The 12,674-nt window shown below is 65.8% G+C and carries 17 protein-coding genes; 11 read left to right on the forward strand and 6 right to left on the reverse strand.

The window, feature by feature from the left end:
• Window positions 1-31: 31 nt before the first annotated feature.
• The 5 genes from plsX (at window position 32) to sugE (ending at window position 3,587) form a co-directional block, all read left to right on the forward strand.
• On the forward strand, window positions 32-1,090 hold the full coding sequence (gene plsX, locus EV560_RS34795) for a phosphate acyltransferase PlsX (RefSeq protein WP_131860452.1): 1,059 nt from the start codon (window positions 32-34) through the stop codon (window positions 1,088-1,090).
• A gap of 12 nt (window positions 1,091-1,102) precedes the next feature.
• Window positions 1,103-2,080 (forward strand): beta-ketoacyl-ACP synthase III, encoded by a 978-nt coding sequence (locus tag EV560_RS34800; RefSeq protein ID WP_131860453.1) that lies wholly within the window; start codon window positions 1,103-1,105, stop codon window positions 2,078-2,080.
• Window positions 2,081-2,268: 188 nt separating this feature from the next.
• The gene (locus tag EV560_RS34805; RefSeq protein WP_069876977.1) at window positions 2,269-2,583 is read left to right on the forward strand and encodes an integration host factor subunit alpha; all 315 of its coding nucleotides are present in this window, start codon (window positions 2,269-2,271) and stop codon (window positions 2,581-2,583) included.
• Window positions 2,580-3,149, forward strand: a complete 570-nt coding sequence (locus tag EV560_RS34810; RefSeq protein WP_248312351.1) for a MerR family transcriptional regulator — start codon at window positions 2,580-2,582, stop codon at window positions 3,147-3,149. The genes EV560_RS34805 and EV560_RS34810 overlap by 4 nt, the downstream gene beginning before the upstream one ends.
• Window positions 3,150-3,272: 123 nt before the next feature.
• Complete coding sequence (gene sugE / locus EV560_RS34815; RefSeq protein WP_131860455.1) at window positions 3,273-3,587, forward strand: quaternary ammonium compound efflux SMR transporter SugE; 315 nt, start codon at window positions 3,273-3,275, stop codon at window positions 3,585-3,587.
• 174 nt (window positions 3,588-3,761) lie between these two features.
• On the opposite strand, the gene EV560_RS35975 is transcribed toward sugE, so the two are convergent.
• Window positions 3,762-3,929, reverse strand: a complete 168-nt coding sequence (locus tag EV560_RS35975) for a hypothetical protein (RefSeq protein WP_165923780.1) — start codon at window positions 3,927-3,929, stop codon at window positions 3,762-3,764.
• Window positions 3,930-4,290: 361 nt separating this feature from the next.
• Between EV560_RS35975 and EV560_RS34820 the strand changes: the two genes are divergently transcribed.
• Entirely contained in the window at window positions 4,291-4,794 is a 504-nt protein-coding gene (locus EV560_RS34820) for a YciE/YciF ferroxidase family protein (protein ID WP_131860456.1), read from the forward strand.
• 59 nt (window positions 4,795-4,853) lie between these two features.
• On the opposite strand, the gene EV560_RS35980 is transcribed toward EV560_RS34820, so the two are convergent.
• From EV560_RS35980 to EV560_RS34830, 3 genes are all read right to left on the reverse strand, one after another.
• On the reverse strand, window positions 4,854-5,000 hold the full coding sequence (locus EV560_RS35980; protein ID WP_165923781.1) for a hypothetical protein: 147 nt from the start codon (window positions 4,998-5,000) through the stop codon (window positions 4,854-4,856).
• Window positions 4,984-5,952: a LysR family transcriptional regulator gene (locus EV560_RS34825; protein ID WP_131860457.1), complete on the reverse strand. Its 969-nt coding sequence runs from the start codon at window positions 5,950-5,952 to the stop codon at window positions 4,984-4,986. Before EV560_RS34825 ends, EV560_RS35980 begins: the two co-directional genes overlap by 17 nt.
• Before the next feature lie 119 nt (window positions 5,953-6,071).
• A complete protein-coding gene (locus tag EV560_RS34830) occupies window positions 6,072-6,497 on the reverse strand; it encodes a DoxX family protein (protein WP_131860458.1) in 426 nt (141 codons plus the stop codon).
• Window positions 6,498-6,689: 192 nt separating this feature from the next.
• On the opposite strand from EV560_RS34830, the gene EV560_RS34835 reads away from it, so the two are divergent.
• The gene (locus EV560_RS34835) at window positions 6,690-7,622 is read left to right on the forward strand and encodes a ring-cleaving dioxygenase (RefSeq protein WP_131860459.1); all 933 of its coding nucleotides are present in this window, start codon (window positions 6,690-6,692) and stop codon (window positions 7,620-7,622) included.
• A 68-nt stretch (window positions 7,623-7,690) separates the two neighbouring features.
• Entirely contained in the window at window positions 7,691-8,311 is a 621-nt protein-coding gene (locus EV560_RS34840) for an alpha/beta hydrolase (RefSeq protein WP_131860460.1), read from the forward strand.
• Window positions 8,312-8,462: 151 nt separating this feature from the next.
• Here the strand turns inward: EV560_RS34840 and EV560_RS34845 are convergent, their stop codons facing one another.
• On the reverse strand, window positions 8,463-8,690 hold the full coding sequence (locus EV560_RS34845) for a hypothetical protein (protein WP_131860461.1): 228 nt from the start codon (window positions 8,688-8,690) through the stop codon (window positions 8,463-8,465).
• 238 nt (window positions 8,691-8,928) lie between these two features.
• On the opposite strand from EV560_RS34845, the gene EV560_RS34850 reads away from it, so the two are divergent.
• The 3 genes from EV560_RS34850 to EV560_RS34860 all read left to right on the forward strand — a co-directional run bounded on the left by EV560_RS34850 (window position 8,929) and on the right by EV560_RS34860 (window position 11,893).
• Window positions 8,929-9,915, forward strand: a complete 987-nt coding sequence (locus EV560_RS34850) for a TRAP transporter substrate-binding protein (protein WP_207908188.1) — start codon at window positions 8,929-8,931, stop codon at window positions 9,913-9,915.
• A gap of 104 nt (window positions 9,916-10,019) precedes the next feature.
• Window positions 10,020-10,577: a TRAP transporter small permease gene (locus EV560_RS34855; RefSeq protein WP_348982296.1), complete on the forward strand. Its 558-nt coding sequence runs from the start codon at window positions 10,020-10,022 to the stop codon at window positions 10,575-10,577.
• On the forward strand, window positions 10,574-11,893 hold the full coding sequence (locus EV560_RS34860; protein ID WP_131860464.1) for a TRAP transporter large permease: 1,320 nt from the start codon (window positions 10,574-10,576) through the stop codon (window positions 11,891-11,893). Before EV560_RS34855 ends, EV560_RS34860 begins: the two co-directional genes overlap by 4 nt.
• Window positions 11,894-11,983: 90 nt before the next feature.
• On the opposite strand, the gene EV560_RS34865 is transcribed toward EV560_RS34860, so the two are convergent.
• Window positions 11,984-12,331, reverse strand: a complete 348-nt coding sequence (locus EV560_RS34865; protein ID WP_131860465.1) for a hypothetical protein — start codon at window positions 12,329-12,331, stop codon at window positions 11,984-11,986.
• Window positions 12,332-12,674: the final 343 nt, after the last annotated feature.

Consider the following 12,674-nt stretch of genomic DNA (forward strand, 5'->3'; position numbering starts at 1 on the left):
GGCGGCCTCTTCCGGGATCGACCATCACCTCATGACCAGACCGGTTACAATCGCGCTCGATGCGATGGGCGGAGATCACGGCCCTGCGATCGTCATTCCCGGCGCTGCGCTGGCACTTGAGCGGCGTCCGGATGTCCGTTTCGTCATGTTCGGCGACGAGACCCTCGTCCTGCCGCTGCTCGACGCCCATCCCAAGCTGAAGGCGGTCACGACCTTCCACCACACCGAGGTCTCGGTGAAGATGGACGACAAGCCGAGCCAGGCCCTGCGCTATGGCCGCTACAAGTCGTCGATGTGGCGTGCGATCGACGCCACCAAGACCGGCGAGGCCGATGTCACCATCTCCGCCGGCAATACCGGCGCGCTGATGGCGATGTCCAAGTTCTGCCTAAAGTCGATGCCGCAGGTCGACCGCCCGGCCATCGCCTGCCTGTGGCCGACGGCCCGCGGCGAGAGCGTCGTGCTCGATGTCGGCGCGACCATCGGCGCCGATGCCCGCCATCTCGTCGACCTCGCGGTGATGGGCGCGGCCATGGCCCGCATCGTCTTCGATCTCGACAAGCCGAGCGTCGGCCTGCTCAATGTCGGCGTCGAGGAGATCAAGGGCGTCGAGGCGGTCAAGGAAGCGGGGCGCATCCTGCGCGAGAGCAACCTGCCGCACCTGACCTATCACGGCTTCGTCGAGGGCGACGATCTCGGCAAGGGCACCGTCGATGTCGTCGTCACCGAGGGCTTCACCGGCAATATCGCCCTGAAGACCGCCGAGGGCACGGCACGCCAGATCGCCGAATATCTGCGCGCCGCGATGACCCGTTCGTTCATGGCCAAGATCGGCTATCTCTTCGCCCGCGGCGCCTTCTCGGCGCTCCGGGAGAAGATGGATCCGCGCAAGGCCAATGGCGGCGTTTTCCTCGGGCTCGAGGGCATCGTCATCAAGAGCCATGGCGGCACCGATGCGATCGGCTTCGCCAGCGCCACCGAACTGGGCTATGAGATGGCGCGCGAGAACCTGATGGCGAAGGTCCGCGAAATGGTGGCCGCGACAGCGCGGCCGGAGACGGCGCCGCAACCGGCGGCCGCCGTCGAATAGGGAAAAGCTTACTTGTCCATGCTCCGTTCTGTCGTCCGCGGCTGCGGCTCCTACCTTCCGGAACGTATCGTCACCAATGCCGAGCTGGCCCAGCGCGTCGACACGTCCGACGAATGGATCGTGCAGCGCACCGGCATCCATCAGCGCCATGTCGCTGCCGAGGGCGAGACGACCTCGATGATCGGCCTCAAGGCGGCCAGGGCGGCGCTTGCCGATGCCGGCATGGACGCGTCCGAGATCGACCTGATCGTCGTCGCCACCGCGACCCCGGACCATACCTTTCCCGCCACCGCGACGCAGATCCAGGCCGAGCTCGGCATCACCGAGGGCGCGGCCTTCGACCTGCAGGCGGTCTGTTCGGGCTTCGTCTTCGGCCTCGCCACCGCCGACAAGTTCCTGCGCTCGGGCGCGGCGCGCGCCGCGCTGGTGATCGGCGCCGAGACCTTCTCGCGCATCCTCGACTGGGAGGACCGCGCCACCTGCGTGCTCTTCGGCGACGGCGCCGGCGCCGTCGTGCTCAAGGCGGAGGAGGGCGGCGGCACGCTGGCCGATCGCGGCGTCCTCACCACCCATATCCGCTCGGACGGGCGCTTCAAGAACAAGCTCTATGTCGATGGCGGCGCGGGCTCGACCAAGACGGTCGGCTTCCTGCGCATGGAAGGCAAGGAGGTCTTCCGCCACGCCGTCGTCAAGCTGGCCGAGACGGTGCAGCACACTTTCTCGGAAACCGGCCTCTCGGGCCGCGATATCGACTGGTTCGTGCCGCACCAGGCCAACCGCCGCATCATCGACGCCACCGCGGACAAGCTCGGCATCAGCCATGACCGCGTCGTCGTCACCGTCGACAGGCATGGCAACACCTCGGCCGCCTCGATCCCGCTCGCGCTTGCCGAAGCGCATCGGGACGGCCGCATCCAGCCCGGCCAGCTCGTCCTCATCGAGGCGATGGGCGGCGGCTTCACCTGGGGCTCTGCCCTGATCCGCTGGTGAGCCGTTAGTTCAAAATTCCACCTAATTTCGCTCCATTTTTCCGAGATCCGGCCCGTTCTGCTTGAGATTGCAGTTGAATGGCCGTTCAAGGATTGACCGGACAGGCCGGGACGCATAGCGTCCCAGCGTCCGTAACGGCGAAGGGTGGGTGGACCTTCTACACACCAATAACGCCTTGGAGGCTATGAATGGCGGGGCAAACGGTCACTCGCGCCGATCTGTGCGAGGCTGTCTATCAGAAAATCGGGCTGTCGCGGACGGAATCGTCCAAGCTCGTCGAGGCCGTCCTCGACGAAATCTGCGATGCTGTCGCGCGCGGCGAGAATGTGAAACTATCGTCCTTCGGTTCCTTCGTCGTACGCGACAAAGGCGAGCGAATCGGGCGTAATCCGAAGACGGGCGTTGAAGTTCCCATCGAGCCGCGTCGTGTTATGGTGTTCAAGCCCTCGAACGTGATGAAGGCCCGGATCAACGGACAGGCGGGCGAGGGCGACGAGGAGTGAATCTGGAGTTCCACACCGGCGATACAGAGGCCGAATTGGACAGCAAGAGCCCAGATGCCTTCCGGACCATCAGCGAGGTCGCCGAAGACCTCGACATTCCCCAGCACGTCCTGCGTTTCTGGGAAACGCGCTTCAACCAGATCAAGCCGCTCAAGCGCGGTGGCGGACGCCGCTATTACCGGCCCGACGACGTCGCGCTGCTGAAGGGCATCCGCCGGCTGCTCTATGGCGAAGGCTATACGATCAAGGGCCTGCAGCGGATCCTGAAGGAACAGGGCCCGCGCCACGTCCAGGCCATCGGCCGCGGCGCGCCGGTCGGGGCGCCGCCGGCTGCCGGCGGACCCCAGCCAGGCCCGCCCAGGTCGATGCCTGTCGACATCGAGCCGGCCGGCGAAGCCCCGCCGTCATGGCAGCCGGATGCCGCGGATATGGCGCAGCAGGCCCGGCAGGCCGCCCAGGATCGCGATGATCTCGCCGTGCTTGCAGCCGCGCTGGCCGAGCTCACCGAATGCCAGCGCGTGCTGCGCGGCGTGCTCCAGCCGGAAGCGGTCGGCGACGGAGCCTGAGCAGCCGGCGCTTGAATTGAGCGCCGGCGCAGCCTAGATCCGCAACCGAGGACGACCTCCGCGGCAAGCCCGCGTATCCCCCCAGGCGTGGACGGCCTCGCCCCTTTCCGAAGGAGCGCCGCCATGGCTTGGCTCTATCTCTTCGTCGCTGGTCTGTTCGAGACCGGCTGGGCAATCGGCCTCAAATACACGGATGGTTTCACCCGGCTCGTGCCGACGCTGCTGACGCTCGCCAGCATGGTGGTCAGCCTCGGCCTGCTCGGCCTTGCCCTGAAGCATCTGCCCGTCGGGACGGCCTATGCGATCTGGACCGGCATCGGCACGGTCGGCACCGCCGCGCTCGGCATCTGGCTGTTCGGCGAGCCGGCCGGCGTGCTCAGGCTCGCCTGCATCGGGCTGATCGTCGCCGGCATCATCGGGCTGAAGCTCGTCGCCTGAGCGATCGCGGCCAGCGCATCGGCCCGAAAAGTGGATTCCGGTTTTCGGAACGAGCCGATGCGAAAACAAGAAGCCAGCGCATCGGCCCGAAAAGTGGATTGCGGTTTTCGGAACGAGCCGATGCGAAAACAAGACGCTGGATCATCGGGCCGGATACGAATCCGGTCCGAGGATCTAGCGCCTGAAGGCGTCCGGCCAATTGCCGCTGCGATCGAGCCAGACGATCAGCACGACCACGGCCAGCGTGACGACGAGCGTCATCAGCTTGGCGTTCCATGGCACGCGCCGCCCGATCAGCCAGATCAGCGACACGCAAATCAGGACGGAGACGATGATTTCCATGAGCCCAGCCTAGCCTAAAGCATGTTCGAGCGAAGTGGATACCGGTTCGCGTGAAGACAATGCCTCAAAACAACGGAAGTGAGATTTTCGCGCTTCGGAGAAGCGCGGACATGCTCTCGTCGCTGTGCTGTTGCCGAGGGCATCGGCCCGAAAAGTGGATTACGGTTTTCGGAGAAAGCCGATGTGAAACCAGGAGCTGGATCATCGGACCGGATGCGATATCGGTCCGATGATCCAACCCCCTCGCGCCATTCCGACGCCCCGGAACAGAAGGGAGGCCGCGACGTTGCGCAACCAGGGGAGGCGCGCCGCCCGCGGCGCCGGCTGTCACCGTCGCAAGGTCCCACGACAGGAGGATGGCATGGGCTTGTTTTCCAAGGATATCAAGACGATGGACGATCTCTTCGTCCACACGCTCAAGGACATCTACTACGCCGAGAACCAGATCCATAAATCGCTGCCGAAGATGATCGAGCAGGCCAGCGACGCCAAGCTGAAGCAGGGGCTGGAGATGCATCGCGGCGAGACGCAGGGGCATATCCAGCGGCTCGAGCAGGTCTTCAAGCTGCACGGCGTCGAGGTCGAGGGCGTCGATTGCCCGGCGATCGACGGCATTCTCGAAGAGGCCAAGGAAGTCACCGGCGAAGTGGCCGACAAGCAGGTCCGTGATGCCGCGATCATCGCGCTCGCGCAGGCCGTCGAGCACTACGAGATCACCCGCTATGGCACGTTGACGGCCTGGGCGAAGCAGCTCGGCCGCAATGATTGCGCGGCGCTGCTGCAACAGAATCTCGACGAGGAATTCGCCGCCGACAGCAAGCTGACCAAGCTGGCCGAATCCGGGATCAACCAGAAGGCTGCGTAAACCCGGTCCCTGCGCGGATAAGAGGCCCGTCCCGGTGCGCCCGGGGCGGGTTTCTGTATTCAGACGGGATTGCCGGGATCGCCGGGCGGCACCTTGGGCCGTCGGTTGCGCAGGCCGCGAGCCCAGAAGGTCGCTGCCGCCAGGCCGAGCGGGACCGAGACCGCGAAAATCCAGGCGAGGAAGCCCCAGTCACCGGGCGGCGGCATCGCCTTGCTCCGCGATCAGAGCTGCGCCGCGCGGCGCGATCGGCCGCGCGCCTTCGAGCAGCGGCTTCATCCTGCCGATCTCGCCCGCGATGAAATCGAGGAAGAGCCGCACCCGCGGCGAATGCCGGAGATCGGGATGGGTCAGCAGCCAGAGATCGGCGGCGAGCCCGTTCTCCGGTTCGCCCAGCCGGGTCAGGCCGGGCTTGGTGTCGGCGATGAAGCAGGGCAGGAAGCCGATGCCGATCCCGGCCTCGACCGCTTCCGACAGGCCGAGCACGGTGTTGACCTTGTAGATCACGCGCTCCGCCGCGACATGCTCCTTGAGGTAGCGCACGACCTTGAAGCCCGAGAACTGGTCGCCGAGCGAGACCCAGTTGCGCTTGAGCAGCGCTTCCATGGCGGGAGGCTCGCTTTCCGGGAAATCGCTCGCCCTGCCATAGAGCGCCCAGGCGATGCGGGCGGCGCGCCGGCCGACCAGCGTGTCCGGCGGATTGTCCGTCGCGCGGATCGCGACATCGGCATCGCGCTTGGAGAGGTTCAGCGCCTGGTTGCCGAGCAGGATGTCGAGCCGGATATCCGGGCATTGCACCAGGAAGGCGGCGAAGACCGGGGTCAGCAGGTCGACCAGCAGCGTGTCGTTGGTGGTGACGCGCAATTCGCCGGCGGGCTTGATCTCCTGGCCGTCGAGCTTGCGGGTGAAGGCGGTGATGTCATCGCCCAGCCGTTCGGCGAGCTGCGCCATTTCCTCGCCGGCCGGTGTCGGCACATAGCCGCTGCGGTGCCTCTCGAACAGTTTCAGCCCGAGCCCGTCCTCGATCTGCCCGAGGCGGCGGAACACGGTGGAATGGTTGAGGCCGACCAGCGCGGCGGCGGCCGGCAGCGCCTTCGCCTCGGCGATGGCCTTGATCAGGCGGAAATCATCCCAGGCGAGGATCTTGGCCGCATTCGGCATCGTGTCGCTTTCGCTCGAAAATGCTCTAAGCAGTCGCCGCCGTCATGGCGATGCCATGCGGCGGCGGAACTGGCGCGCATGCAGGGTTACCGCATGCCGGCCTGATTGCAATGGAGGCCTCAGGCGACGGCCGGGACCGGCTGCGCGCCGAAGCGGACCGGCTTCACCGCAAGCGCGCCGTCGCCGATCAGGCCATGGGCGAGGGCGGTCAGCGCCAGGAAGGCGGGATATTCCCAGCCGCCATTGGGGGCGTTGAAGACCCAGCCATTCGGGGCATGGACCATCAGGGCGCCGAGCAACACCGGCAGCAGCAGGATCGAGACGATGCGGCCGTAGAAGCCGATCAGGATCGCGAAGCCGCCGACGAGTTCCGCCAGGATGATCGGCCAGGCGAAGGCGCCGGGCAGGCCGACCTGGCCGAGGAAGCCGGCGAAGCCCGCCGGGGTGAAGATCACGAGCTTGAGATAGGCATGGGCGATGAACATCAGGCCGAGCGCGACGCGCAGGCCGAGGGCGCCATAAGGGGCGAGACGATTGTCGATCATGGTCGTTTCTCCGAGGGACCGGGCTGGTCTTGGGGCGTAAGATGACCTGTGATCGGCGCAATTCAAATTGGTCATTTCCAATAACGACATTGCGTTGATGCAATGATCCGGCTCTGGCTTTTCGAGGCCCGCCACCCGACCTTCCACAGCAACGAGGCGGCTTCCCGTCTCCCGAGCCCGGAGGAGGGCATCATGCAGATCAATGGCATCCACCATGTCACGGCGATCGCCGGCCCGGCCCGCCGCAATCTCGATTTCTACGGCCGCGTGCTCGGCCTGCGCCTGGTCAAGAAGACGGTCAATTTCGACGATCCCGGCACCTATCACCTCTATTATGGTGACGCGGCCGGCGCCCCCGGCACGATCCTGACCTTCTTCCCCTGGGAGCATGCCGCGCCCGGACGGCTCGGCGTCGGCGAGACGCAGGAGACGGCGTTCCGCGTGCCGGAAGGCGCGATCGGCTTCTGGACGCATCGCCTGGTCGAGCTCGGCGTCGTGCATGAGCAGCCGCAGAAGCGCTTCGGCGAGACGGTCCTGGCCTTCCGCGATCCCGACGGGATGCGGCTTGCCCTTGTCGGCCTGCCCGGCATCGAGTCCGAGCCGGCCTGGGAGGCGAGCGACATCCCGGCCGAGTACGCGATCCGCGGCTTCCACAGCGTCAGCCTGCTGCTGGAGGATGCGGCGCCGACCGGCGCGATCCTCGCCGACGTCTTCGGCTTCAGGGAGTTTGGGCGCGACGGCGCGCTGATCCGCTACCAGGCGGAGGGCACCCCGCTCGGCAATATCGTCGACCTGCGCGCGGCGGGCGGCTTCCTGCCGGCGCGCCAGGGCGCCGGCTCGGTCCACCACATCGCCTTCCGTGCGGCCGATGACGCCGCGCAGCAGGAGATGGTGCGCCGTCTCGCCGAGAACCACGGCATCCGCACCACGGAACAGCGCGACCGGAACTATTTCCGCTCCGTCTATTTCCGCGAGCCCGGCCGGGTCCTCTTCGAGATCGCTACCGACGTGCCCGGCTTCGCCGTCGACGAGGCGCCGGAGACGCTCGGCCAGGCGCTGAAGCTGCCGCCGCAATACGAGGCGCAGCGCAGCCATATCGAGGCCGTGCTGCCCGAGCTCGTCTGACGAATACCGCCCTGCCGCGTCGCGCTGACCGGCAGGGCGGCCCCTCCCACTCAACAAGGAGACGAGTGATGGACGCTGACGCGACCACCTCCTTCATCCACGCGTTCGAGCCGGGCTCTGACCCGACCCGCACGCCGCTCCTGCTGCTGCACGGCACCGGTGGCGACGAGCGCGACCTGCTGCCGCTCGGCCGCACGGTCGCGCCGGGCGCGGCCCTGCTCTCGCCGCGTGGCCAGGTTCTGGAAGGGCCGATGCCGCGCTTCTTCCGGCGGCTCTCGGAAGGCGTCTTCGACGAGGACGACCTGCGCCGCCGCACCCATGAGCTCGCCGATTTCATCGAGGCCGCCCGCCGTGATTATGACCTTGCGGCCCCGGTCGCGGTCGGCTTCTCGAACGGCGCCAATATCGCGGCGAGCATGCTGCTGCTCAGGCCGCAGGTCCTGGCGGGTGCGGCGCTGCTGCGCGCGATGTCGCCCTTCGCCACGCCGCCAAAGGCCGATCTTGCCGGCAGGCGCGTCCAGCTGCTCTCCGGCGCCTTCGACCCGATCGTGCCGGCGCAGGATGCGGCGCGACTGGCAGCCACGCTCGCCGGCAACGGCGCGCTGGTCGATCACCGCACGGTGCCGACCGGCCACGGCCTGTCGCAAGCCGATATCGGGCTCCTGAAGACCTGGCTCGACAAGGCCTGAGTCTCGCGCTGCGCTCCTCGCAATGACGTCTCTTGGTCTGGTCCTCTGCCTGGAGCATTTTCAAGCGAAGTGGATACCGGTTCGCGTGAAGAAAATGCGATAAAACAAAGGGATAGAGAATTTTCGCGATTCGAGGAAACGCGGAAATGCTCTACGTCGCAGCCTTCTTCTTGCCGGGCGCGGGGGGCTTGGGCGGAGGAGGGTTCGCAGCCTCTTCCGCCTCCCTCGCCAGCCTGAGCGCGCGCAGCGCGTCGATCTTCTTGCGCGCCGCTGCCTCCTCAGCCGCGATCCGCCCGCTCGATTTCTGCTTCTCGCGCGGCGCTTCCTGGATGCTGTGCACATCGTGCCAGGCGCGTGGTTTGCGGTCTTCGCCAGCCATCTCAGTCCTCCCGGACATATCGCCCATTTTCATGAGTTTACGCTGGAATGTCGCAAGAGACGAGCCGCCATCGCTGCGACGCGGTGGCCATGAGCGGCCGCCCGCAAAGCATTGGCTCGTCTGCTACTTTCGTCGCAGGGCGCAGCTCGCCGCCCTACCGGTATTGCGCCCTCATTCCTTCGCCGTCATACTTTTTTCCTAAGACCCGACAGAGGTCTGATCAGGGAGGAAGGATGAAATGCTCAAGTCGAGAATGGGATGGATTCTGGGCGCGACGCTTCTCGCAGCGACCCCGCTCTGTGCGCAGCAGGCGATCGAGCTGCACGGCGCCTCGCAATTCAACGACGACCACGCCTTCACCAAGGCCATGGCCAAGTTCGCCGATGTGGTGAAGGCCTGCTACGGCAAGCCGATCAATTTCGTGCTGCACAAGAACAGCGAGCTCGGCCTGGAGAAGCAGTATTTCGAGTATATGGCCTCGGGCAAAGCGGTCGATTACGCCATCGTCTCTCCGGCACACATGTCGACCTTCTCCAAGGCCGCGCCCTTCATCGACGCGCCCTTCATCTTCCGCGACCTCGCCCACTGGAACAAGGTGATCGAGCTCGACCTGTTCAAGCCGATCGCCGACGAGATCGCCAAGCGCGCCGACGTCATGCTGATCGGCTATGGCGGCGGCGGCACCCGCAACATCTTCGTCAACAAGCCGGTGCGCAACATGGAGGAGATCAAGGGCCTCAAGGTCCGCGTCCAGGGCGCGCCGATCTGGAGCCGCACCTTCCAGGCCGCCGGCATGGCGCCGACCGTGATCGCCTATAACGAGGTCTATAACGGCATCCAGAACGGCGTCATCGCCGCCGGCGAGAACGAGGCTGCCGGCGTCGAGGCGATGCGCTTCTACGAGGTCGCGCCGCAGCTCGCCATGACCGAGCACGCGATCACGATCCGCCCGCTCGCCTTCTCCGGCAAGACCTTCCGCAAGCTGCCGAAGGACCTGCAGGATTGCGTGATGAAGGGCGGCAAGGAGGGCGCCGCCCATGGCCGCCAGGTCGAGTCGAGCGAGGACACCGCCAAGCTCGAGGCGCTGGAGAAGGCCGGCAAGCTGAAGCGCATCCCCTTCGCCGACCGCGCCGCCATGAAGAAGGCGGTCGATCCCGTGCTGATCGAATACGCCAAGGAAATCGACGCGCACGGCATCCTCGAGAAGATCAACGCCGTCCAGTGACCGCGCCTTCCGCCTGAACCCGCCGCCGGCGCCACTGGGGTCTGCAGACCTCGGGGCCCGGCGGCTCCCCTCGAAATCCCGAACGGTCCGGAACGCCCATGAGCATGAGCGTCGACAGCCCCCCTGCGGCCAGCCCCTGGCGCCGCATGCTCACGGGCTATTACAGGGTCCTCTGCGTCCTTCTCGCCGTGATGCTGGCGATCCTCATCATCCCGGTGTCGCTGCAGATCTTCTCGCGCTTCACCCATCTGATCCCGCATTACATCTGGACCGAGGAGATGGCGCGCTTCCTCTTCGTCTGGACGATCATGATCGGCTCGATCGTCGGCGTGCGCGAGAGCGCGCATTTCGACGTCGATATCTGGCCGCGGCTCTCCCCTAGGCAGAATGCGGCGATGCGGCTGTTCTCGCGCTTCTGCGTGCTGGTGGTCGCGGTGGTCTTCCTCTGGATGGGCATCGAGTTCACCGATCAGGCGATCTACCGCACCTCCGAGCTCGCCGACCTGCCGCTCTGGATCATCCATCTCGCCTGGCCGGTCGCCGGGGCGAGCTGGCTGCTCTTCCTCGCCGAGCAGATCCAGGACGATCTGCGCATCCTGAACGGCCAGCCCGGCGGCGGCCAGGACACGACAGGCCCGGACGTAAAAGGCAACATCGCATGACCGGCTCCGTCCTGTCCTCGGGCCAGGCGGCCCTGATCCTGTTCGGCGTCTTCTTCACGCTGCTGATCCTGCGCGTGCCTGTCGCCTTCGCGCTGGCGCTCGCCTGCCTGCCGATCCTGCTGATCGAGCCCCGGCTTTCCTCCAGCATGCTGCTGCAGGAGACCTTCAACGCCTATAATTCCTTCATCCTGCTGGCCGTGCCCTTCTTCCTGCTCACCGCCAACCTGATGAATATCGGCGGCATCACCGACCGGCTGATGCGATTGTCGCGCAGCATGGTCGGGCATTTCCCCGGCTCGCTGGCGCAGATCAACGTCGTGCTCTCCTTCTTCTTCGCCGGCATTTCCGGCTCCTCGACCGCCGATGCCGCGAGCCAGTCGCGCATCTTCATCGATGCCCAGCGCAAGGAGGGCTACGACGACAGCTTCACGGTGGCGATCACCGCTGTCTCCTCGGTGCTGGCGGTGATCATCCCGCCCTCGATCCTGATGGTGGTCTGGGGCGGCACGCTCACCACCTCGATCGGCGCGCTCTTCCTTGCCGGCATCATCCCCGGCGCGCTGATTGCCGGTGCGCAGATGGCCACGGTCCATATCTACGCCAAGCTGCGCAAATACCCGACCTATCAGCGCGCCAGCTGGGGCGAGCTCGGCAAGGGGCTGTGGGTCTCGATCCCGGCGCTGATGACGCCGCTGATCATCATCGGCGGCAAGGTCTTCGGCTGGTTCACCGCGACGGAATCGGCCTGCATCGCCGTGCTCTACGCGACCTTCCTCTCGATCCTGATCTATCGCGAGATGAACTGGAAGGGCTTCTACGAGGCGCTGGTCGATACCGGCCGCTTCTCCTCGGTCGCGCTGTTCTGCGTCGGCACCGCCACCGCCTTCGGCTGGCTGATGGCCTATTACAAGATGCCCGAGGCGATCCTCGCCAATGTCTCGACCTGGGGCCTCGGCGTCACCGGCATGGGCTTCTTCGTCGCCTTCGTCTTCCTCGTCGTCGGCTGCTTCCTCGATGCCATCCCGGCGATCATCATCGTCGGCAGCATCCTGCAGCCGTTGACCCAGGCGGCCGGCATGGACCCGGTGCATTTCGCCATGATCGGCATCGTCTCGCTCGCCTTCGGCCTGGTGACGCCGCCCTATGGGCTGTGCCTGCTGATCGCCTGCGCCATGGCGGAGATGCGCATCATCGACGTACTTAGGGACGTGGTGATCATGCTGCTGCCGATGTGCGCCGTGCTGGTGCTGATGATCATCTGGCCGCAGGTCGCGCTCTTCCTGCCGAGCCTGATCTCGCCGGAATTCCTCAGATGAGGCAGGGCGCGTGAGGCGGGCCGCGCCTCTGGCTCCTTATTGTCGCGTCGGCTGATCCGAAAACCGCAAACCACTTTTCGGGCCGATGCTCTATTGATCCGTGATCGTCGTCGGCGGCGAGATCGCCGTCAGGTCGGATTCGATCAGCTCGGCCCGGGCGGTCGCGAGTTCCTCGACATAGCGCTTGCGCGCCTCGGCATTGTTCTTGAGCCGGTTCTCGAACAGCCAGTCGAGGAACAGCTCCGGCCGGATGGTCACCATTTGCACCGTCCGCCCGCGTGCCAGGTTCTCGTTGACGACGGCCGAGGCGTTGCGATGCCAGGTCTTGTAATCGGGCACGACCTCGTTGCGGTCGAGCGACATGCCCCACAGTAACGTGAAATCTTCTTCCTCATACCAAGGAACGGCGATGCCATATGCTTCGGCCGATGGTTTCATTCGTTAGTGCATGCCCGTTTGAGCGGTTGAAACGGTGAGCGGCAGGAGAAGTTTCACGGGGTAAGCATAGGCGGGGCAGGCGGTAGGCGTCTTGCGGTCTTCATTCTGGCGTCGCCGATCTTGCTCGTCTTCGCTTGATCCAGGCTGTTGCAGCACAAATGAATGAACGGAATCGATAGAGCCGGCTCATGAGGCCCGCGTGTGGCCGCCGCTTCGCCGCCGGACCGATCGTCCACGCGTAAGCTCCGCCGTCATTGCGAGGAGGCGCAGCCGACGAAGCAATCCTGTATGTTGTGAGTTGCTCCGGGTCGTCCGGGGCCAGGCGGATGGGGCGCGTAAGCAA

This window comes from Allobosea sp. BK604 (genome assembly GCF_004341515.1).
GTDB lineage: Bacteria > Pseudomonadota > Alphaproteobacteria > Rhizobiales > Beijerinckiaceae > Allobosea.

Bases quoted from the DNA above. Each gene is read 5' to 3' on its own strand.
- plsX (WP_131860452.1), top strand. From the start codon at position 32: ATGACCAGACCGGTTACAATCGCGCTCGATGCGATGGGCGGAGATCAC.
- EV560_RS34805 (WP_069876977.1), top strand. From the start codon at position 2,269: ATGGCGGGGCAAACGGTCACTCGCGCCGATCTGTGCGAGGCTGTCTAT.
- sugE (WP_131860455.1), top strand. From the start codon at position 3,273: ATGGCTTGGCTCTATCTCTTCGTCGCTGGTCTGTTCGAGACCGGCTGG.
- EV560_RS35975 (WP_165923780.1), bottom strand. From the start codon at position 3,929: ATGGAAATCATCGTCTCCGTCCTGATTTGCGTGTCGCTGATCTGGCTG.
- EV560_RS34820 (WP_131860456.1), top strand. From the start codon at position 4,291: ATGGGCTTGTTTTCCAAGGATATCAAGACGATGGACGATCTCTTCGTC.
- EV560_RS35980 (WP_165923781.1), bottom strand. From the start codon at position 5,000: ATGCCGCCGCCCGGTGACTGGGGCTTCCTCGCCTGGATTTTCGCGGTC.
- EV560_RS34825 (WP_131860457.1), bottom strand. From the start codon at position 5,952: ATGCCGAATGCGGCCAAGATCCTCGCCTGGGATGATTTCCGCCTGATC.
- EV560_RS34830 (WP_131860458.1), bottom strand. From the start codon at position 6,497: ATGATCGACAATCGTCTCGCCCCTTATGGCGCCCTCGGCCTGCGCGTC.
- EV560_RS34835 (WP_131860459.1), top strand. From the start codon at position 6,690: ATGCAGATCAATGGCATCCACCATGTCACGGCGATCGCCGGCCCGGCC.
- EV560_RS34840 (WP_131860460.1), top strand. From the start codon at position 7,691: ATGGACGCTGACGCGACCACCTCCTTCATCCACGCGTTCGAGCCGGGC.
- EV560_RS34845 (WP_131860461.1), bottom strand. From the start codon at position 8,690: ATGGCTGGCGAAGACCGCAAACCACGCGCCTGGCACGATGTGCACAGC.
- EV560_RS34850 (WP_207908188.1), top strand. From the start codon at position 8,929: ATGCTCAAGTCGAGAATGGGATGGATTCTGGGCGCGACGCTTCTCGCA.
- EV560_RS34855 (WP_348982296.1), top strand. From the start codon at position 10,020: ATGAGCGTCGACAGCCCCCCTGCGGCCAGCCCCTGGCGCCGCATGCTC.
- EV560_RS34860 (WP_131860464.1), top strand. From the start codon at position 10,574: ATGACCGGCTCCGTCCTGTCCTCGGGCCAGGCGGCCCTGATCCTGTTC.
- EV560_RS34865 (WP_131860465.1), bottom strand. From the start codon at position 12,331: ATGAAACCATCGGCCGAAGCATATGGCATCGCCGTTCCTTGGTATGAG.